This window comes from Anaeromassilibacillus sp. An172, assembly GCF_002160515.1.
GTDB lineage: Bacteria > Bacillota > Clostridia > Oscillospirales > Acutalibacteraceae > Limousia > Limousia pullorum.
Genome location: NZ_NFKS01000014.1, coordinates 1 through 19,748, shown reverse-complemented (window position 1 = coordinate 19,748; position 19,748 = coordinate 1). Strand labels below are relative to the sequence as shown.

The 19,748-nt window shown below is 40.3% G+C and carries 18 protein-coding genes; 7 read left to right on the top strand and 11 right to left on the bottom strand.

Annotated elements, in window-relative coordinates:
• The first annotated feature begins 76 nt into the window (after positions 1 to 76).
• From B5F08_RS07730 to B5F08_RS07715, 4 genes are all read left to right on the top strand, one after another.
• Entirely contained in the window at positions 77 to 823 is a 747-nt protein-coding gene (locus tag B5F08_RS07730; protein WP_087378029.1) for a zinc ribbon domain-containing protein, read from the top strand.
• Between the two features lie 313 nt (positions 824 to 1,136).
• A complete protein-coding gene (locus B5F08_RS07725) occupies positions 1,137 to 2,378 on the top strand; it encodes an SPFH domain-containing protein (RefSeq protein ID WP_087378027.1) in 1,242 nt (413 codons plus the stop codon).
• A 393-nt stretch (positions 2,379 to 2,771) separates the two neighbouring features.
• The gene (locus B5F08_RS07720) at positions 2,772 to 3,890 is read left to right on the top strand and encodes a hypothetical protein (protein ID WP_087378025.1); all 1,119 of its coding nucleotides are present in this window, start codon (positions 2,772 to 2,774) and stop codon (positions 3,888 to 3,890) included.
• A complete protein-coding gene (locus B5F08_RS07715) occupies positions 3,887 to 4,837 on the top strand; it encodes a TPM domain-containing protein (RefSeq protein WP_087378023.1) in 951 nt (316 codons plus the stop codon). Before B5F08_RS07720 ends, B5F08_RS07715 begins: the two co-directional genes overlap by 4 nt.
• 315 nt (positions 4,838 to 5,152) lie before the next feature.
• On the opposite strand, the gene B5F08_RS07710 is transcribed toward B5F08_RS07715, so the two are convergent.
• The 6 genes from B5F08_RS07710 to B5F08_RS07685 all read right to left on the bottom strand — a co-directional run bounded on the left by B5F08_RS07710 (position 5,153) and on the right by B5F08_RS07685 (position 12,613).
• The gene (locus B5F08_RS07710) at positions 5,153 to 6,541 is read right to left on the bottom strand and encodes an MATE family efflux transporter (protein WP_242968353.1); all 1,389 of its coding nucleotides are present in this window, start codon (positions 6,539 to 6,541) and stop codon (positions 5,153 to 5,155) included.
• 259 nt (positions 6,542 to 6,800) lie between these two features.
• The gene (locus B5F08_RS07705) at positions 6,801 to 7,316 is read right to left on the bottom strand and encodes a hypothetical protein (protein ID WP_087378021.1); all 516 of its coding nucleotides are present in this window, start codon (positions 7,314 to 7,316) and stop codon (positions 6,801 to 6,803) included.
• 21 nt (positions 7,317 to 7,337) lie between these two features.
• Positions 7,338 to 8,615: a hypothetical protein gene (locus B5F08_RS07700; RefSeq protein ID WP_087378019.1), complete on the bottom strand. Its 1,278-nt coding sequence runs from the start codon at positions 8,613 to 8,615 to the stop codon at positions 7,338 to 7,340.
• A gap of 363 nt (positions 8,616 to 8,978) precedes the next feature.
• On the bottom strand, positions 8,979 to 9,239 hold the full coding sequence (locus B5F08_RS07695; protein ID WP_087378017.1) for a metal-sensing transcriptional repressor: 261 nt from the start codon (positions 9,237 to 9,239) through the stop codon (positions 8,979 to 8,981).
• Between the two features lie 34 nt (positions 9,240 to 9,273).
• Entirely contained in the window at positions 9,274 to 11,871 is a 2,598-nt protein-coding gene (locus B5F08_RS07690; protein ID WP_087378015.1) for a heavy metal translocating P-type ATPase, read from the bottom strand.
• A gap of 187 nt (positions 11,872 to 12,058) precedes the next feature.
• Entirely contained in the window at positions 12,059 to 12,613 is a 555-nt protein-coding gene (locus tag B5F08_RS07685; RefSeq protein ID WP_087378013.1) for a TIGR00730 family Rossman fold protein, read from the bottom strand.
• 145 nt (positions 12,614 to 12,758) lie between these two features.
• Here B5F08_RS07685 and ymfI point away from each other — a divergent pair, with 145 nt between their 5' ends.
• Positions 12,759 to 13,490: an elongation factor P 5-aminopentanone reductase gene (gene ymfI, locus B5F08_RS07680; RefSeq protein ID WP_087378011.1), complete on the top strand. Its 732-nt coding sequence runs from the start codon at positions 12,759 to 12,761 to the stop codon at positions 13,488 to 13,490.
• A gap of 101 nt (positions 13,491 to 13,591) precedes the next feature.
• Here ymfI and B5F08_RS07675 read toward each other — a convergent pair whose 3' ends face one another.
• The 5 genes from B5F08_RS07675 to B5F08_RS07655 all read right to left on the bottom strand — a co-directional run bounded on the left by B5F08_RS07675 (position 13,592) and on the right by B5F08_RS07655 (position 17,334).
• Entirely contained in the window at positions 13,592 to 14,074 is a 483-nt protein-coding gene (locus B5F08_RS07675) for a GtrA family protein (protein ID WP_087378009.1), read from the bottom strand.
• On the bottom strand, positions 14,071 to 15,129 hold the full coding sequence (locus tag B5F08_RS07670; RefSeq protein WP_087378007.1) for a glycosyltransferase family 2 protein: 1,059 nt from the start codon (positions 15,127 to 15,129) through the stop codon (positions 14,071 to 14,073). Before B5F08_RS07670 ends, B5F08_RS07675 begins: the two co-directional genes overlap by 4 nt.
• 115 nt (positions 15,130 to 15,244) lie before the next feature.
• The gene (locus tag B5F08_RS07665; protein WP_087378005.1) at positions 15,245 to 15,904 is read right to left on the bottom strand and encodes an HAD family hydrolase; all 660 of its coding nucleotides are present in this window, start codon (positions 15,902 to 15,904) and stop codon (positions 15,245 to 15,247) included.
• Positions 15,905 to 16,138: 234 nt separating this feature from the next.
• Positions 16,139 to 16,654: a CYTH domain-containing protein gene (locus tag B5F08_RS07660; protein ID WP_087378003.1), complete on the bottom strand. Its 516-nt coding sequence runs from the start codon at positions 16,652 to 16,654 to the stop codon at positions 16,139 to 16,141.
• Positions 16,655 to 16,665: 11 nt separating this feature from the next.
• On the bottom strand, positions 16,666 to 17,334 hold the full coding sequence (locus tag B5F08_RS07655) for a Crp/Fnr family transcriptional regulator (RefSeq protein WP_158096253.1): 669 nt from the start codon (positions 17,332 to 17,334) through the stop codon (positions 16,666 to 16,668).
• Between the two features lie 288 nt (positions 17,335 to 17,622).
• Here B5F08_RS07655 and B5F08_RS07650 point away from each other — a divergent pair, with 288 nt between their 5' ends.
• Together B5F08_RS07650 and B5F08_RS07645 are read left to right on the top strand one after the other, a co-directional pair.
• Entirely contained in the window at positions 17,623 to 18,354 is a 732-nt protein-coding gene (locus B5F08_RS07650; protein WP_087377999.1) for an ABC transporter ATP-binding protein, read from the top strand.
• The gene (locus B5F08_RS07645; protein WP_242968348.1) at positions 18,351 to 19,292 is read left to right on the top strand and encodes a SufB/SufD family protein; all 942 of its coding nucleotides are present in this window, start codon (positions 18,351 to 18,353) and stop codon (positions 19,290 to 19,292) included. The genes B5F08_RS07650 and B5F08_RS07645 overlap by 4 nt, the downstream gene beginning before the upstream one ends.
• Positions 19,293 to 19,748 lie beyond the last annotated feature (456 nt).

The following is a 19,748-nucleotide window of genomic DNA, read 5'->3' as shown; positions in this document are numbered from 1 at the left end:
ATAAGTGGTTCCTTTGGAATCCCTAAATTTCTTCCAACATTTGTCATACAATTTAAAAAAATCAGAGGTGAGATTTATGCCTTGGTATGGGTGGCTTGTAATTTTGGCTGTAATAGCTTTGGCGGTGGTTTGCGTTGTGGTTAAGGCTAAAAAAGCGGTCAGGAATTTTTCCAGACAGGCTTTCGGCACAAACACTATCGCCCAGGGTTTAAGACAGCAAAAGGAAATGCTTGCGGAAACCCCTAAGTCCTTAAAAGCCATGACCAGCATATTTCTCCCCCGGATTGAAAGAGATTTTCCAGAGTTCCACTATGAGCATTACAAAGAAAAATCCGAAAATATGCTGAGAAGCTATATTTCGGCGGTGGCTTTAAAGGACGCTTCAAAGCTTTTGCCCTGTGCCCGTGAGCTTGAAAATAAGACTAAGGCGGTTATAGAGGATTTAAAAAATTCTAAAAAGACCGTCCATAGTAAAAATATCGTAATTCACGACACACAGATAAGCAACTACATAAAGAAAAACGGCAACTGTTATGTGGAATTTCAGAGCGCCGTGGGCTATATACATTATGTGGAGGACGAAAAGGGCGAAATCCTTGAGGGCGATAAAAATTATAAAACCCAGACCGCTTTTACGGTGACTTTGGCGCATATTCAAAACGAGGATGAGCTATTAGAGCATACAAGCGGAACAGTGGGACTGACCTGCCCCAACTGCGGCGCACCGATAAAGTCAACGGGCCAGAAGTTCTGCGACTACTGCGGAACAGGTGTCAGAGAAATAAATATCCATACGTGGAAATTTATTGATATAGAAGAATGAAGTTAATTCATAATGAATAATTAAGAATTAAAAATTAAGAATTATTAAAGTTTACAAAGAGCGGGCCATTCCAAATAATAAGGAAAAGGTCTCGCCCGACCTGAAATGATGTTAATTTCTTAGAATGACCTTTGCAGGTCGGAAATAAAAAACTCGACCAACCTGAAATGATGTTTAATTTTTAAACAAACCTTTGCAGGTCGGAAATAAAATAAACGTCTCGCCCGCCATGTGAAGAACCTAACCGTCATCTGGAGGTTAGGCATGGCGGAAATAAAAAAAGCGGAGATAAAAATAAAAGAGGTGATTTTTGATGGGTATTATAAAGGCTTTGGTTGATACTGTTTCGGGAGGTTTTGCCGACCAGTGGCTGGAGGTTATAGAACCTGCGCCAATGAGCGATTCCACCTGTTTTGTTCCGGGCCAGCTTATGAGCAAAAGAAACGGCAGAGGTTCAAACACAAAGGGAACAGATAACACGGTTTCTAACGGTTCTATTATCCACGTTTACGATAAGCAGTTTATGATGCTTGTTGACGGAGGAAAGGTTGTTGACTATACAGCCGAGCCGGGATATTATAAGGTTGACAATAGCTCTATGCCGTCTATGTTTAACGGCCAGTTTAAAGATACGCTGAAAGAGGCTTTCTCAAGAATTAAGTACGGCGGCGTTACACCACAGGCTCAGAGGGTTTTCTATATAAATCTTCAGGAGCTTAAAGGTATCAACTTCGGCACGCCTAATCCATTAAACTATTTTGATAATTTCTATAACAGCGAACTGTTTATGCGTGCTCATGGTCAGTATTCCATAGAAATCACAAATCCTTTGCAGTTCTATGCTGAGGCAATCGGCAAGGACGCTGTTACGGAAAATCTTTCCGTTGATTTCAACGAGCTTAATAGAAAACAGTATTTAGGCGAGTTTTTGACTGCCCTTTCATCTGCATTTAACCAGATGTCTGCGGACGGTATAAGAATTTCTCACGTGACCTCAAAAACCAGAGAGCTTGCAAAATATATGGCGGATACTCTGGATGAGGACTGGGGCAATGCCCGTGGTATGGAGATAAGATCTGTAAGTATTCAGGTTTCCTACGACGAGGAATCACAGAAGCTTATCAACATGAGAAACAAGGGCGCAATGCTCTCCGACCAGGCAGTTCAGCAGGGTTACGTTGCTGCAAATATTTCCGAGGGTCTTAAGGATGCCGGAAGCAACGCAGGCGGCGCAATGGCAGGCTTTATGGGCATGGGCGTCGGAATGAACGCAGGAGCCGGAATTTTGGGCGGATATCACCAGAACAATATGGCTCAGCAACAAATGCAGCAACAGCAGCCGCAGCAGCCACAACAGACACAGCCGGTTCAGCAGCAGTCACAGCCACAGGCAGAGGGCGGCTGGCTTTGTTCCTGCGGAACGGAATGTACAGGAAAATTCTGTCCAAACTGCGGAAGCAAAAAGCCGGAAAACACAAAGCGTTTCTGCACAGAATGCGGAACCGAAGTTCCACCAACAGCAAAATTCTGCCCCAACTGCGGAAACAAATTATAATTTTTATATCCGACCTGTTTCTTTTATATCCGACCTGCAAGGGTTGTATTAGGAAATAAAATTCTGCACAGGTCGGGCGAAACCTTTTGTCAAGCGTCTTAGAATGGTTTGCTTGCATTTAGGTTAGTTAATATTTTAAATAAGTCCGTGAATAACCGTGGTTATTGACTTTTTAACCACGGTTGTTGTTTATAATCACATTTTGTGTGTTATGGGGTTAAATGAAAAGTAACCCATACCATGATAATTATTCTATAAAAGAATAATGTAAACCCAATAGAAAGCGAGCCATTCCAAAGAATAAGGAAAAGGTCTCGCCCGCCATGTAATGATGTTTATTTTTTAAACGAAGTTTTGCATGGCGGAAATAAAAAATAAGGGAGGGAACATAGAATGGCGGTTGTTAGTTATAAGTGCCCCAACTGCGGTGGACCTTTGACTTTTGATGCTGATAAACAGAAATTTGACTGCGACTATTGTTATTCCGAGTTTACCGAACAGGAGCTTATTGAAAAATATAAGGATATGGACGAGGCTCTTGGAGATAACGAAAACGATAGAGCGGAAAAAGCTCAGCAGGAAAATACCGGGACAAAAAATCAAGAACAAAAAGAAGAAACAAAACAGGACGATTCCTTTGAAAAAGAGGCGGTTTACTATACCTGTCCGTCCTGCGGCGCAGAGATTGTCACAACGGACACAACAGCGGCGACAGAGTGCTTTTACTGTCATAATCCGGTTGTGCTTGCGGGAAGACTTTCCGGAGATTTTAAGCCGGACTGCGTTATCCCCTTTGAAATTTCAAAGGAAAAAGCTATTGAGGAATTTTCAAAGGTCTGCAAAAAGAAAAAGTTTCTTCCAACCGGATTTTGGAACAAAAAACAGATTGAGAAAATCACAGGCGTGTATTTCCCCTACTGGTACGCAGATGACGAAACCTATATAAACGCAACTGCAAGGGGCGAAAAGGTCAGAAGCTGGACTGTGGGAGATTCAAGATATACGGAAACACAGATTTATCAGGTTTTCCGTGAGGGCGACGCCGATATTGACAATATGATAAGAGGAGCTTTAAGCAAGGAGGACGCATTCCTTTTAAAGCACGTTCACCCCTATGATTTGTCAAAAATTAGAGATTTTTCCATGGCATATCTTTCAGGATATCAGGCAGAAAAGCGTGATATTGAAAAGGATAAAATTTCAGCCGATATAGACGCAGAGTCAAGAAGACGCTGTGAAAATCTGGTGCGCAGCACAATGAACGGCTATACTACCGTATATATGCAGAATTTTGTAGCTGACCTGAGAAAAAGAAAGTGGAAATATACTTTGCTTCCTGTTTGGATGGTGACATATAAATATTTAGGAAAAATCTATGTATACGGAATGAACGGTCAGACAGGTAAGGTTTACGGCGAACTGCCTTTGTCAAAAAGAAAAGTGGCGATAACCGCCCTTATAATCGGACTTATAATTCTTACATTGGGCGCAGTGGGAGGTATGATAATATGAAAATACTTTCAAAAATTTCAGCTTTGGCTATCTCCCTCACACTTATGTGTTCATGTATGATTTTTACCTCCGCTGAGTCACGCTGGGCGGAGCTTGGCATCGACGCTTCAAACACAGACAATCGTGTTTTTGACTTGGCGGATATTTACACCGACAGCCAAGAAAAAGAGTTAAATCAGCAGATTGAAAAAGTAAAATCCCTTACCGGATGGGATATCGGTATTGTCACCAACACCTTAGGAGTTGAACAATGGGATATGCAGGCTATAACCGATGATATTTACGATTACTGCGGTTTCGGCAAAGCGGAAGACAATTACAGCGGCGCTTTGCTTGTAGTGGATATGAATTCCCGTCAGTTCTGCATTTCCACCTGCGGCAACGCCATACAGGGTGTAAACGACGATTACATGGATAAAATTTACGACAGCATTGAGGACTGCCTCAGAGACAGCGACAACATAGGCGGCGCATACGAATATGTAAACGGTCTTGCGGACAGCTTTATCAACAGCAGTCTGCCGAAAAACACAGACGAAAAAGGCTTTGTAATCGACGGCGAGGGCAACCGCTGGATAGTTGATGGTCACGGCTTTGACAAAAACGGAAACGTAAAATACGAGAGCTTCTGGCACAAGTGGCTTGCCGGTCTTAAAGTCACATGGCTTCCCACCCTTATAGTTCTTGTAGTTGTTATTGCCATATTCTTGATTACAGTAAGACAGAAGTATAAAAAATTCGGTCAGGGCAACTCAACAGCGCCGGAAGCGGTTGAAAGAATATCACTTAAAAACCGCAACGATGTATTTGTTGACAAGCGTGTTGTTGTTACAAAAATCCCCAGAAACACCGGCGGAGGTTCCGGCAGAAGCTCAGGCGGCGGTTCATCCACCCACACCAGCTCCAGCGGCAGAACCCACGGCGGTGGCGGCGGCAGAGGCTTTTAGTTTTTTATATCCGACCTGCAAAGGGAGGATATAAAAATAACCTTCCGTTTCAGGTCGGGCGAGATTTTTTAGTTCCGCCTTGCAAGGCTTTAGCTTGGAAATAAGGTTCGTTTCAAGGCGGACGAGTTTTTTATATCCGACCTGTAAATGTATCATCTAATCTTTAAGTTCTGCACAGGTCGGGCGAGACCTCTTCCTATATCTTTGGAATGGTTCGCCATCAACTGGGTTTCATTTTGAATACTAATAATTTAACAGCCATGGTTTTATTTTTGAACCATGGCTGTTTTTATTTTCTTTTATAGAATTATGTTTTTATTCAAATTCATAAGTGTTAACGGTTGTCTGTTCCCTTTTCTGTTTTCTAATCAAATGCATGATATAAATAAATGTATAAACCGCCATTATTCCGGAAACTGTCGGGGCTACTGTTCCGATAATTCCCAGTGTTCCGGGGAAATATTTGCACACAAGGTAAATTAAAGGCATTCTCAAAGCCAATGCTCCGAAACAGCAGCTCACCATGGTAAACAGGGTCTTTGTTCTGCCGTTTAAATAGCCGTTGAAACAGAATACAAACAGCACCGCTATATAGTCATAACTGCATGTTCTGAAAAAGTCCACGCCTACACTTATGGTTTCTGCGTCCTTTGTGAAAAGTCCTATCATTGTTTCAGGCGATATCTGCGCCCACAGGAAAAAGCACATTGAAATAGGCAATGCAAAGCACACGCCAACCAAAAGTGATTTATTCATTCTGTCGTATTTTCCTGCTCCGTAATTCTGTGCCACCACGGAAGCCAATGCGCTTGCCGCCGATGTTGCCGGAAGCATGGCGAAAACGTCGTATTTTGAAGCAATTCCCACCGCTGAGGAGGCGGCAACTCCCAGACTGTTTGTCACCGAGGTTAGATACAAAAAAGAAAGTCTAACCATACATTCCTGTAATGTTATTGGGATTCCCACCTTGGCAAGCTCTATGGCTCTCGACTTTACGATTTTAAAATTGGAAAGCTTAAAGGTGAAGATAAATTTCTTTTTATTGAGATATATAATTGAGCAGAACATGCTGACGCCCTGGGAAATAATAGTCGCCAAAGCCGCACCGCTTACGTCCATATGAAAATATTTTACAAATATGTAGTCACCTATAATATTTAAAACCCCTGCAAAAGCCACGAATATAAGGGGAGTTTTAGAGTCACCGTAGCCTCTTAAAATTGCGCTTATGGCGTTGTATCCGCAGATAAAAACTATGCCGAAACCGCAGACCCACACGTATTCCTTTGCCTTTGCAAAAGCCGCCGCCGGTGTCTGCAAGGCGTAGAGTATCGGCTCTGCAAAGGTTAAAAGCAGAACCGTAAGAATAATTCCTACAAAGAAAAATAATGTCAGATTAGTTCCTATTGTTTCCTTGACCTCTTTTTCCCTTTTCATTCCCACATATTTACCCACCAGCACAGTTCCGCCCAGAGTAAGACCTGAAATAATGCTTGTGATTATCTGTGTCACCTGTGTTGCCGTGGAAACCGCCGCAACGCTTTCCGCCGGACAGTACTGACCTATAAAAAACAGGTCAGCCGCCCCGTAAAGAGCCTGTATAATATTGGCAAGCAAAAAGGGAATCGAGAAAAACACCACCCTTTTAACCAAACTGCCCTGAGTTAAATCGTTTTTTTCCATATTCAACGGCTTTACAGCCATTCTAACCCCTCCTTATTTATTTTATTTCCGATTTTTTTATTTCCGCCTTGCAAGACTTCTTTTTAATAGATAAACGTCATTTCAAGGCGGGCGAAACCTTTCGTTTATTCTTTGGAATGGCTCGCTCTCGGTTTGTTTAGCTTTATATCTTATTAAATTATAGCACATTGATTTATTTTAATCTATTAAATTCAAAGAAAGGCGGCAGTAGTAATTATTTTACCACTGCCGCCTTATTTAAATATTTTTAAAGTTTAATTTATTTTCCGTTTCGGAAATCTTCTGTTTTATAACCCTCGTCGCCCTGAATTTCCACAAATAAATCATCTGCTTCAAAGTATATGGAGAGGGTTTTCAGTTCGTTTTCGTAATAGCAGGCGATAACCCTTGTAAGGTCGCCGTCGGTGTAATCCACATAAACTATCTCGGGTCCGCCCTCTTTGAGTATCATTTTGTCTATTCTACAGTTTATAACATTGTCCGGAAGAATCTTTAAAAGCTCCTGCGTTGGCTTGTAGACGGTACATTCCGGGAAGCTTTCCTTGATGTTTTTCTTAAAAAGCTCGGTGGCTTCCTCATCAACAGCGCAGAGAGCCAGAACCTCTTCGTTTGTAACCGCCCTTACATCCTCGCCGAATTTTGGTGCGTACTGTGAGTAATATTTTTCAATTTCCTCTGCTTTTATTTCCTGATTTACTTGCTGTGTTCCGCATCCGCAGAAAAGGAGAGCTGTCAAAATAAAGGCAAAAATTCCGCAGTAAATACGTTTCATCATAAAATCAACCCCTTTTTTATATTAATCAGGTCGATATGACATGCAAAGACCATTCATCACAATATCTGCACTATAATTATTTGCAGATTGATCAGCTATTGTACTATAGCTTTTACTATATGCGGAAGAACTTAAATATTCAATCCATGCAAATTGTCCAGAACTATTATAGCCTCCATGAAACTCACCAGTACCATAATGCTCAATAACTTTTACATAATCATTATATACAGTATTATCATAAACATAACCCATGCGAAGACCACTATACTCTATATTAGCACTTTTATATAATGTAACAGCTTCTTGAATATACCCATATGCACTGTATGCAATATTTAAACCTGTCAATATAATATTTACAGTTGCTACAGGAACAGATAAATAAGTTCCTATGGCCGAAAGAGTTGTGTTAACTGCGAATGTTGTAAAGTTAGCACTTTTTTTTGTATAACTATTTCTACTTTCTTTAACCTGGATGTTTAAAGTACGACCAAGCGAACCACTGTAACGTGTTGTTGTATGCTTAACTACCTTTGTGTATTCTGGAAAATCATTTTTTAAATCAGCAATCAAACTTGCATCTGTCATTCCAGCAACCATACTAATTTGAGGAATGCTATTTATTTCTTCTATAAAATAGCTTCCATCATTATTTTCAGTAACCTTCAAATTGTATTTTCCATTTAATTCGTAAATATTACCTTTTTCTGCATAATCATTTATAATTTTTTCTGTTTCTTTACTCATTTCATAACGACAACCATTTCTATAGTTTGTTATTTTTTGTTTATTGTCTTTGGTTATCTGTATAAAAGTATCATTCTCTACATCGTAATAAGTAATTTCATTAATTCCATTATCAGAATAAGATAAGATTACACTATTGTTATAAATATCATTATATTCAATATATAACAACTTATCTATTTCTGTTACAACAGGAATAGAATCACAAAAATTAAGATAATCAACAATACCTGATGATGTATATTTTTTAATTACATGATTACCAACAGTCTTCGTGCTGCTTAATGTACATAAATTTATTATGGAAGACTTATTAAACTGAAAATCCTCATTTTCGTTATACGAATAAAGAGTATTATCGTTATTTAATTTCAGCTGATACTGAGAGTATGTTAAAATTTCTTCTGACGTTAAATCTAATATATCCTTTTCATAAATATAACCCGTACTATTATCCTCAACTATTTCGCTTGCAAAAACACTATTAATAGAAACGGACATCAAGAATAAAGCTAAAATAATAGACATTATTTTTTTTGTGAATTTCATTTTATTACACTTCCTTTCATTTAAATAAATATTAGAATATTACTAAAACTAAGAAACATTATTATAGAATTTTTTTGTTAAATATCATTTTATAATTCGTAATTATAATGTGAATTGTGTTTTTAAAAATAAATAACTTTAATTTAATATAGTAAAATAGTAAGGTAATTTGTAATTTTTATATAAAATATAATTAATAGTACATTGGAAACACTCACCTTAAGTATAGATTATAGATATGTATCTTTAATTTATATTATATATGTTTTTTTGAAAAAGTCAATATATATTATAAAAAATATAAAAAAATATATTAAAACAGACGGATTGAAAATCCGCCTGTCCTGTAGAATTTAAAAGAAACTAAAAAAGTTTGTTTATGACTTTTATGAGTTCGTCGATTTTTTCTTCGCCGTCGTCGCTTTTTGCGGCTTCTAAAACACAGCTTTTCATGTGGGCGGCGAGGATTTCACGGTTGGCTTTGTTTAAAACGGCGTTTGCCGCCATTATCTGGTTTGAAATGTCGATGCAGTATCTGTTATCTTCTATCATCTTCAAAACGCCCTCAAGCTGTCCCTTTGCGGTTTTTATGAGGATTTCAACCTTTTTTCTGTCCGCTTTCATCTTTCTTACCGCCTTTCTCTGTGGAATTATTCTTTTAAAGAATTGTAACTACCTGATATCCTGCGTCTGTAACTGCCTTTGTCAAAACCTCGTCGGAAACTTCCTTTTCAAGGGTGAGATATGCGGCTTTCTTGTCTAAATCCATGTGGGCTGTTACTCCATCTATGTCCTCTAAAGCTTTCTGAACTCTTGCAACACAGTGCATACACATCATGCCTTCAATGATAATTGTCTTTTTCATTTGTTTGTTCTCCTTTTCTTTTTTGGTTTGTTTTTCTGTTGAAGCTTCAATATATGAAATATTTACCGAACTGTCTGTTTTTTCGTTTATGGGGCAAGCGCCTGAGCAGTATTCCGAGGATTTAAGAGGCTTGAAAAATTTAAGTCTTAAAGCGTTGGAAACCACGAATACGGAGCTGAAACTCATTGCCGCCGCACCTATCATTGGGTTTAATGTAAGTCCTGCCCAGTAGAAAACACCTGCGGCTATGGGTATGCCTATTACGTTGTAGAAAAACGCCCAGAATAGGTTTTCCTTAATATTTTTGATAACAGCTTTGCTGAGCTTGACTGCGTTTACACCGTCCAGTAAATCGCTTTTCATAAGCACAACGTCCGCCGATTCTATGGCTATGTCGGTGCCTGCACCTATGGCTATTCCCACGTCAGCAGACGCCAGCGCCGGAGCGTCGTTTATACCGTCCCCTATCATGGCGACCTTTTTGCCCTCTTCTTGAAGCCTTTGCACCTCTGCCGCCTTGTCCTGTGGCATAACCTGAGCCACAACTCTTTTTACGCCGGCTTTCTTTCTTATTGCCTCGGCGGTTTTTGCGTTGTCGCCGGTAAGCATTACAACGTCAATTCCCATTTTTTCAAATTCGGCAACAGCCTGTGGGCTTGTTGGTTTTATTGTGTCCGCAACGGCTATAATACCAAGAAGCTTTCCGTCTGCGGCGAAATAAAGTGGAGTTTTTCCCTCCTGTGCCAATGATGAGGCGGCTTCTTCCACTTTGTCGGCGGCTATACCGTTATTATGCATCATTTTGAGATTTCCTGCAAGTATTTTTCTGCCTTCAATCTCTGCGCCTATGCCCTCGCCCTCTTTTGTAAAGAAGTTTTTGGTTTCTAAGAGCTTTGCCCCTGTTTCTTTTCCGTATTTCACTATTGCGTCTGATAACGGGTGTTCAGACAGCTTTTCAAGGGAAAGAGCAAGGGAAACAAGACTTTCCGGACTTTCGCCCTTTACAGGAATAACGTCTGTGACTGTTGGTGTTCCCATGGTTATTGTTCCTGTTTTGTCAAGGACAACAGTATTTATGAGGTGTGCGGTTTCCAAGGCTTCTGCGGATTTTATAAGTATTCCGCTTTCAGCTCCCTTTCCTGTTCCCACCATAATGGCTGTCGGTGTGGCAAGTCCCAAAGCGCAGGGGCAGGAGATAACCAGCACGGAAATTCCCATTGTCAAAGCGAAATTGAAAGGATATCCCAAAATCATCCACACAGCGGCTGTGATTACCGCAATGGTTATTACTATGGGCACAAAAACACCGCTGACCTTGTCCGCAAGCTTTGCTATAGGAGCTTTCGAGCCGCCTGCTTCCTCCACAAGCTTTATAATCTGGGCAAGTGTTGTGTCCTCACCCACCTTCGTGGCTTTGAATTTAAAATAACCGGTTTTGTTTACCGTTGCGCCGATAACAGCACTGCCTACGGTTTTTTCCTCGGGTATGCTTTCTCCGGTTATGGCGGACTGGTCGACAGAGCCACGTCCCTCAACGATAATTCCGTCAACAGGAATACTCTGTCCCGGCTTTATAATTACTATGTCGCCGGCTGTAACCTGTTCCGAGGGGATTTCTATTTCTTCGCCGTTTCGTTCAACCACAGCGGTTTTCGGGGCAAGGTTCATAAGCTTTGTAAGTGCGTCTGAGGTTCTCTTTTTTGAACGTGCCTCAAAATATTTGCCCAAGGTGATAAGTGTCAAAATCATTGCGGCGGACTCAAAATACAAATCCATTGCAAGGTGATGAGCTGTCATCATGTCACCAAAACCCATTGAATACGCCATTTTAAAGATAACGTAAATGCTGTAAACCGCCGAAGCTCCCGAGCCTATGGCGATAAGTGAATCCATATTTGGCGAGCCTTTAAAAAGTGTCTTAAAGCCGTTTCTAAAATATTTTCGGTTTATATACATTACAGGAAGTGTCAGGAAAAGCTGAACAAGCGCAAAGATTAAGGGATTAAACTCCGGACTTAAAATCTGCGGCAATGGTGCGCCCAGCATATGCCCCATTGAAACATACATAAGTGGAACTAAAAAGCACAAAGAGCTGATAAGGCGTTTTTTCATGTCCTTGGCGCTCTTTTCTGCTGTGTTTTCCTTTTTTGTCTGTGCAGATGGACCGGTGCTTTTTCCGCTGTCTTTAAGGGAAGCGCCGTATCCTGCATCAACTACCGCATCTATAATATTTTGTGAGTTTAAAATACTCTCATCGTATTCAACCGTCATGGAATTCTGCAAAAGATTTACGCTGACATTTTTCATGCCCTCAAGCTTTTTGACAGCCTTTTCCACATGAGCACTGCAAGCACTGCAGGTCATTCCCGTTATATCGTATTTTTCTTTCATTTATATCACCCCTTGATTATTTATTAAAAATACACCACCCCCGTGGGGTCTATAGAGATAATACCACAGCAAAATTATTTTGTAAAGTGCTTTTCCCATAATATGTGAGAGAGTTACATAAAAAATTATACAATTCAAAAACGGCTCTGTCACAAGATTTATTGTAACAGAGCCGTGTAATTTTTAATTAAGCTTTATTTTTAGAGGAAATAGCGTCTAAAAGTGATTTTTCATCGTTGAAAACCGTAAACAGATCCTCGAAATTCTGGGATATAAAACCTTTAGCTTTTGAGGTTTCCAGAAAAGCAAACATCTCGTCGTAATATCCGTTGATATTATAAAAATAAATTTCCTTATTGAGCTGTCTGAGCTGTCTTAATGTGAGGATTTCAAAAACCTCGTCAAAGGTTCCCAAACCGCCCGGAACAACCACGAAAATATCTGCGGCGTGTTCCATTTTCTGCTTGCGGATTCTCATGGTGTCTGTGTAAATCATCTCGTCGCACTGCTCGAAAAGCTCTCCGTCAACCTTTGTTTCTGTGAAAAATTCCGGGGCAATTCCGGTTATTTTTCCTTTTCCTCTGTAAAATCCCCTTGCGGAAGCTCCCATAAGTCCGCCGGAGCCTGCTCCGTATATCAGAGCATGACCCTGCTTTGCAAGTTTTTCACCTAAGCTTTCAACAGCTTCAATATATGATGGGTCAATCCTGTTGCTGGCTGAACCAAAAATACAAATATTCATTAAAAATTCTCCTGTCTGACTTGTTAATTAAATTTATAAAACAGTAATAAATACTGAATTTCTTATTTTTTCTCTTAAAAACTTGAATTTATAAAACCGATAGGTTATAATTGCCTTAAAAAATATATGCGAAAGGATTGATATTATGAGCGCAGCCATTGTAACCGGAGCTTCCGGCGGAATAGGCAGAGCCATTGCCGTGGCTTTGGCAAAAATGAAATACCACCTTGTTCTCACCTACAACACTCACCGTGAGGAATGTGAAAATCTCGCCCAGGTTATCTGGGAAAATTACGGCGTCCAGGTGCTTGTTATGAAATGCGACGTCAAGTCCCTTGAGGATGTAAACAACGTGGTAAAAACCGCAGCCACATCCTTTGAAAAAATACAGGTTCTTGTAAACAACGCCGGAATTGCCCAGCAGAAGCTTTTCACCGACATAACCGACGAGGACTGGTACAACATGATAAACACTCATCTTACCGGAGCTTTTTACATGTGCCGTGCGGTTCTCCCTTACATGATACACGAAAAAAGCGGAAGAATAATAAACATCGCTTCCATGTGGGGTGAGGTTGGCGGTTCCTGCGAAGTCCACTACAGCGCCGCAAAAGCCGGACTTATCGGACTTACAAAGGCCTTGGCAAAGGAAGTTGCCCCCTCAGGAATTACAGTAAACTGTGTTTCCCCGGGCGTTATCATGACCAACATGATGAGCGGTTTCGACGAGGAAACTTTGGAAAGTCTCCGTGAAGAAACTCCCGTTCAGCGTCTCGGCACTCCCCGTGACGTTGCGAAAGCCGTTGAATTTTTAGCCGACGACAGCTCCTCATTCATCACCGGCGTAACCCTAAAAGTCAACGGCGGTATTTTTTAGTTCCGACCTGCAAGGGTAACTCTAAGAAATAAACACCTGCACAGGTCGGGCGAGGCGTTTTTCTTAGTCTTTGGAATGGCTCGCTCTCGGCTGGGTTTTATTTATTTTTCTTTTACAGAACTATCCTCTTTTTCTTTAAATGCGAAAAATCTTTGACCTATATAATTAAATCCCACAAAGAAAACTGAGCCGGCAAGCATTGCTATATTTGTCTGCAATGACTCAGAAAGGGAAGTTCCTCCCAAAACCAAAACTGTAAGCGGCTTTGCAATTCCATAGGCAAGCAGATAACAAACAGCTATATTCAGGGCGAACCTTAAAACAGGTTTGCCCCCTTTTTCTTTATTTTTGAAAGTAAAATGCTTATTCAAAAAGTAGCTTAAAATACTTGCGATTATGTAGTTGGCAGCACTGGAAATCCAGTAGCCCATATCATCGAAAAGATAGCCGCTGTCCAGAGCTTTCAGGTTAGCAAGATTATAAAGGCCGAACATAATTCCCATACCCACAAGGGTATTGATTACGCCCACAATTATAAACTTAAAAAACTTTTCGTCAAAAAACTTCTTTAAAAATTCTTTCATTCTTCTTCGGAATCCTCCGCAAACTCTTGGTTTTCAGCTTCTTCATTTTCCGTAAGCTCTTCAACTTCAACGGTATCGTGGTCAACCACGTCTTTTTCAGGGAACGGAGTACAGATGCCCTTATCACATTCAAAATTTGAATATTTCAAAATGTAGATAGGCCTGTCCTTTGTTTCCATATAAATTCTGCCGATATACTCACCCAAAACGCCCACTGAAAGCACGGTAATTCCGCCCAAAAACAGAGTAGCGCAGAGGTTTGTAACATAACCCGGCACATCAATACCGAAAGCCAAGGTCTGAATAAGGGTAACTATTATATAAATAAAAGAAACTAAGCTTATTAAAAATCCCAGAACTGAGATAAATCTCAAAGGAGCAACGGAAAAAGCGGTAATTCCGTCGATAGCATAGCGGAAAAGTCCCCAGAAGCTCCATTTCGTTGTTCCCATTACTCTTTCAACATTCTCATATGGAATCCACTTTGTGTTAAATCCAACCCAGCAGAAAATTCCCTTGCTGAATCTCTGAACCTCGGAAAGCTCCAAAATGGAATTTACCATCTGTCTTGACATAATTCTGAAGTCAACCGCTCCGTATGGCATTTTAACATCTGTAATTTTATTTGAAATTCTGTAAAAGGTTCTTGAGAAAAAGCTTCTTATTTTCGACTCGCCTTTTCTTGTAGAGCGCATTGCGGCGCAGCAGTCGTAACCCTCTTCAATTGCTTCAAGCATTTTAGGGAACATTGCAGGAGGATGCTGCAAGTCTGCGTCCATAACAATGACATAGTCGGCGGTTGAATGTTTAAGACCTGCGTACATTGCCGCCTCTTTGCCGAAATTTCTGGAAAATGAAAGATATTTTACAAAGAAATATTTTTCAGCCAGCTTTTTCATAACAAGATATGTTTTGTCACGGCTTCCGTCGTTTACAAGTATGTATCTGAATTTGTAATTTTCTATGGTATCAATGACCTTATTGGTTTCCTGAATAAAATATTCAAGTCCTTCTTCCTCGTTGTAGCATGGTACAACAATATCAATAGTTTTCAAAATATCACTCCGTTGCAAACAGAATTACTTTAATATACTGCACATAATAATTATATCAAATATTCAATAAAATTCAAGGACAGCCATCTCTTATCAGGTGATGAATTTATGAATTTTACATGTTATTTTCATTTTTAACAATGGTGATAACTTCTTTAAGATTTCTGCATTTTCCGTACAGAAGCTTCTGAGTTTCCTCGTCAGGCTCCAGCATATCCGGAACCATAACTGTTTTCAAGCCTGCGTTATAAGCCGATTTAACGCCGTTTATGCTGTCCTCCAAAGCCAGTGTATTTTCCTTTTCCGTGCCAATCAAAAGCCTTGCCCTTTCAAAAATTTCCGGGTCGGGCTTTCCTTTTTTCACCGTATCTCCAAACATAAAAGCTGAGAAATACTCCGTCACCCCTGCAATTTTCAAGGTTCTTGAGGCGCTTTCCTCTCTTGTGGAGGTGGCGACCGCTGTCAGAATTTTATTTTCCTTTAAAAACTCCAAAAGCTCCGTAAGTCCCTCTTTTTTCGGCACGCCGAACTGAGCGGTGTACTCAACATACATCCGGGAAACCCTTGTCCTCAGTGTCTGATAGTCAAAATCCTCGCCGTAAATTGACTTGTTAAGCTTTTCCGTTTCAGCATGGCGAAGACCCACGGTTTTTTTATAAATATCCATATTGTAGTCGTAATTATTTTCTTTCATAACAATGGACCAGTTGCGGAAAACAATTTTCTCCGTATCAAACATCAGCCCGTCCATATCAAACACAACGCCCTTAATCATGATTTATACTCCTTATTTTTTATTTCCGCTTTTTTTGTTTCCGCCTTGCAAAGGTTTGGTTTAAAAATTAAGTTCATTTCAAGGCGGGCGAGACCTTTTCTTTATTCTTTAGAATGGCTCACTATCATTTAGCTTGTTTTTGTTTTTATCTTATCAGAATAAGAAATCTCTTTCAAGTATTGTAAAAACATATTTATTACAGAAAATCCCCCGCAGTTATTGCAGGGGAATTTTTTAATGGTCTGTGTTTTCAAAAACCCATACAGCCAAAGCTGAATTTCTATAGCTTATATCTTCCGTTACCTCTTTTATAACCTCTATAAAGTCAGGTATCGGGATTTCTGTATCTTCTGAGGAGACCTCGGCTTCAAGGAAGGCTTTATCGTTCCAAAATGGGAAAATATCCAGCTCAAAGGTCAAGCCTTTATAATCAAACACATGGCGGGTTTTCTCTATAACTCCAAAGCCCTCACGGCAGTGCTTTTTCAGGTCTGTATATTCTTTTTCGGAAATTTCGCTTTCTATTTCCACACGGGTTACGGCGGTTACATCCTTTTTAAAGGTTTTATAGTATTTATAAACACCATTTTCCCCCCTTTTCCTTATTCTTCCAAACATGCCGTCCATTGTGTCGTTTACATAAACCTGTTCAATCTCCGACCAGTCGTAATTTTCGGTTTTTCTAAGCTCCTCCATATCGGGCATTTTTATAAGATATTTTCTTTCGATTTCAAGATTGTTATTTGACATATTCGTCCTCCTTATATATCCTCATCTATACTGTTGTCTAAAATGGTTATAAATTTCTTTTCGCTTTTTATTATGCCCTCATCGTTGAGTTTTTTAATCTCCCTCATCATTGCGCTTCGGTCAACGCAGAGATAATCCGAGAGATTTGAAAGACTCATGGGCAGGCGGATTTTTCTTGTTTTTTGGGAACAGCTTTCCATGCTGAGATAGCACAGTATTTTATCCCTTATAGTGCGGCGGCTTAAAAGCTCCACACGGCGGCTTAACATTACAGAACGCCTTGCCAGCATATAGAAAAAGTTTTCTAAAAGCCTGTTATGTGCCTGACATCCAGAGGAACAGCGGTGCAGAATATTTCTGTAATCCATAAACATAACCTGACAGTCCTCTTCGCAGATTACAAAAATTCCGTCGCTTAATTTATCGCAGACGGTAAAGGCTTCGCCGAAAATGTCCCCTTCCTCAAGGCTTTCCAAAATTGTGCGGTTTCCGTTTATGCCGTTTCGCACGGTTATGGCTGTTCCCTCACGGATAATGCCAACAATTCCCGGATTTTTTCCGAAATCGCAGACAATCTGATTTTTCTTAAAATTCTCTATTTTCGGAGTAAAACAGCACATCATTTTTTGAAAGTCGCCGTCCTTGATATTTTCAAAAAGAAAATTGTCGGAAAAATTCATTTTTATCTCCTTTTGTTGCATTTGCAACAGATTTATTTCTTCTGTTATGATAATATATTTCCAGAAAAAAGTAAATAGAGTTTTTACGGTTATTTTTTATGGATAATGTAAATACTAAATTGACATTATCTGCGTTTTGCAATAAAATATAAACTGTATATATATGGCATTTTTGCCGGAAATTTGTCAGCTTCCTTTGATTGTATTTGTATTCGGCTTGTAAAAAGGATTTGACAGATAAAATAAAGTACACCGGAGTTAAACCGGGAATACGGAAAGGAAATACAAATGTTAAAGCTTGAAAATATCACATGGTCTGTCCCCGGCGGAGAGCAGATTTTAAACGGAATAAATCTTGAAATACCGGAGGGAAAGCTTACTGTTATTACAGGTCCCAACGGCGGCGGTAAAACCTCCCTTGCAAAAATTATCGCAGGTCTTGAAACTCCCTCAGCAGGTAAAATTTATCTTGACGGCGAGGACATTACAGAATTAAATATAACAGAAAGAGCCTTAAAGGGTATCGGTTACGCTTTCCAGCAGCCTGTCCGCTTTAAAGGTCTTACAGTCAGAAATCTTTTGGAGCTTGCCCACGGCGGAAAGCTTTCTGAAGATAAGTACTGCACCATCCTTGGAAGAGTTGGACTTTGCACAAAGGATTACATCGACAGAGAAGTAAACGCAAGCCTTTCCGGCGGCGAGATAAAGAGAATTGAAATCGCCACTGTTTTGGCAAGAACAAACACAAAGCTTTCTGTTTTTGACGAGCCTGAAGCAGGTATCGACCTTTGGAGCTTCTCCGGTCTTATCGACGCATTCAAGGAGCTTAAAGAGAAAACAAACAATTCCCTTTTGATTATTTCCCATCAGGAGAGAATTTTGGAAATTGCCGACGAGATTGTTGTAATCGCAAACGGCAAGGTTAGAACAAGAGGAACTAAGGAAGAAGTATTGCCCGAGCTTTTGGCAGACGAAAAGGCAATGCAGTGCCCTAAAGGAAAGAAGGTGTACACAGCATGAGTGAAGTTGCAAACATGAACAGCATTACAAAGGAGCTTTTAAATCTTATCTCCGACGGGGAAATAGATTTTGAAAATTCAGCCTATAATATAAGAGAGGACGGCGGCTGTGCCGGAAGACAGTCCTCAAAGAATATTTCAATAGTACCAAAAACCGACAATCCCGGAATTGAAATCCACATAAAGCCAAACACAATCGGCGAAACAGTGTACATTCCGGCATGTGTAACCCACAGCGGCGTTGAGGACCTTGTGTACAACGATTTTTATGTGGGTGAAAATTCCGACGTTGTAATAGTTGCCGGCTGCGGTATTCACAGCGACGGTCACAGCGAGTCAAGCCACAACGGTATTCACAGATTTTTCGTAGGCAAAAACGCCCATGTTGTTTACAAGGAAAAGCACATAGGCGTCGGCGAGGGCGACGGTCAGAGAAGAATTGACCCTGTAACATACGTGGCTCTTGATGAGGATTCCGTTCTTGAAATGGATACAACCCAGATAAGCGGCGTTGACAGCACCGTGAGAAAGACCTCCGGAACAGTTGGCGCACGTGCAAAGCTTCTCATCACCGAAAGAATTATGACCGACGGAAACGAGACAGCTTACACAGACTTTTCCGTAACAATGGACGGCGAGGATTCCGCCTGCGACCTTATTTCCCGTTCAGTTGCCAAGGACAACTCACACCAGGAGTTCCGTTCCGTAATCAAGGGCAACACACGCTGCACAGGTCACTCAGAATGTGACGCAATCCTTGTTGGAAACGGTACAGTAAGCGCAGCTCCCGAGCTTTTCGCAGGAAACATCGACGCAGCACTTATCCACGAAGCCGCAATCGGTAAAATCGCCGGCGAGCAGATTTTGAAGCTGAGAACCTTAGGCCTCACAGAAGAAGAAGCCGAAGAAAAAATAATAGAAGGATTTTTAGTCGGTTAATTATTTTATATCCGACCTGCAAAGGGCGGATATAAAATTAAACATCATCACAGGTCGGGCGAGTCTTTTATTTCCGCCTTGCAGGACTTCGCTTTAAAAATAAACATCATTTCAAGGCGGGCGAAACCTTTTCCTAAGTCTTTGGAATGGCTCGCTCTTGGTAAGGTTTAGTTTTGAATTATAATTTCACAGCCATGGTTATTTTTTAACCGTGGCTGTTTTTATTTTTCTTTTAAGTAATTATCAATTGTAGGGGCGGATTGTATATCCGCCCCTACGGTTTGGGTTTTATTTTTTATTAAACGACATAAAACAAAATAAAAAATGGCTATGCCACAAACTTAAATGTGACATAGCCACTGTAATTTCTAAAACTAACGCTTCGCCCGACGTGTGCAGAAGTTGCTTTCATAGAAAAACCTTTGCACGTCGGAACTAAAAAACTCGCCCGACCTG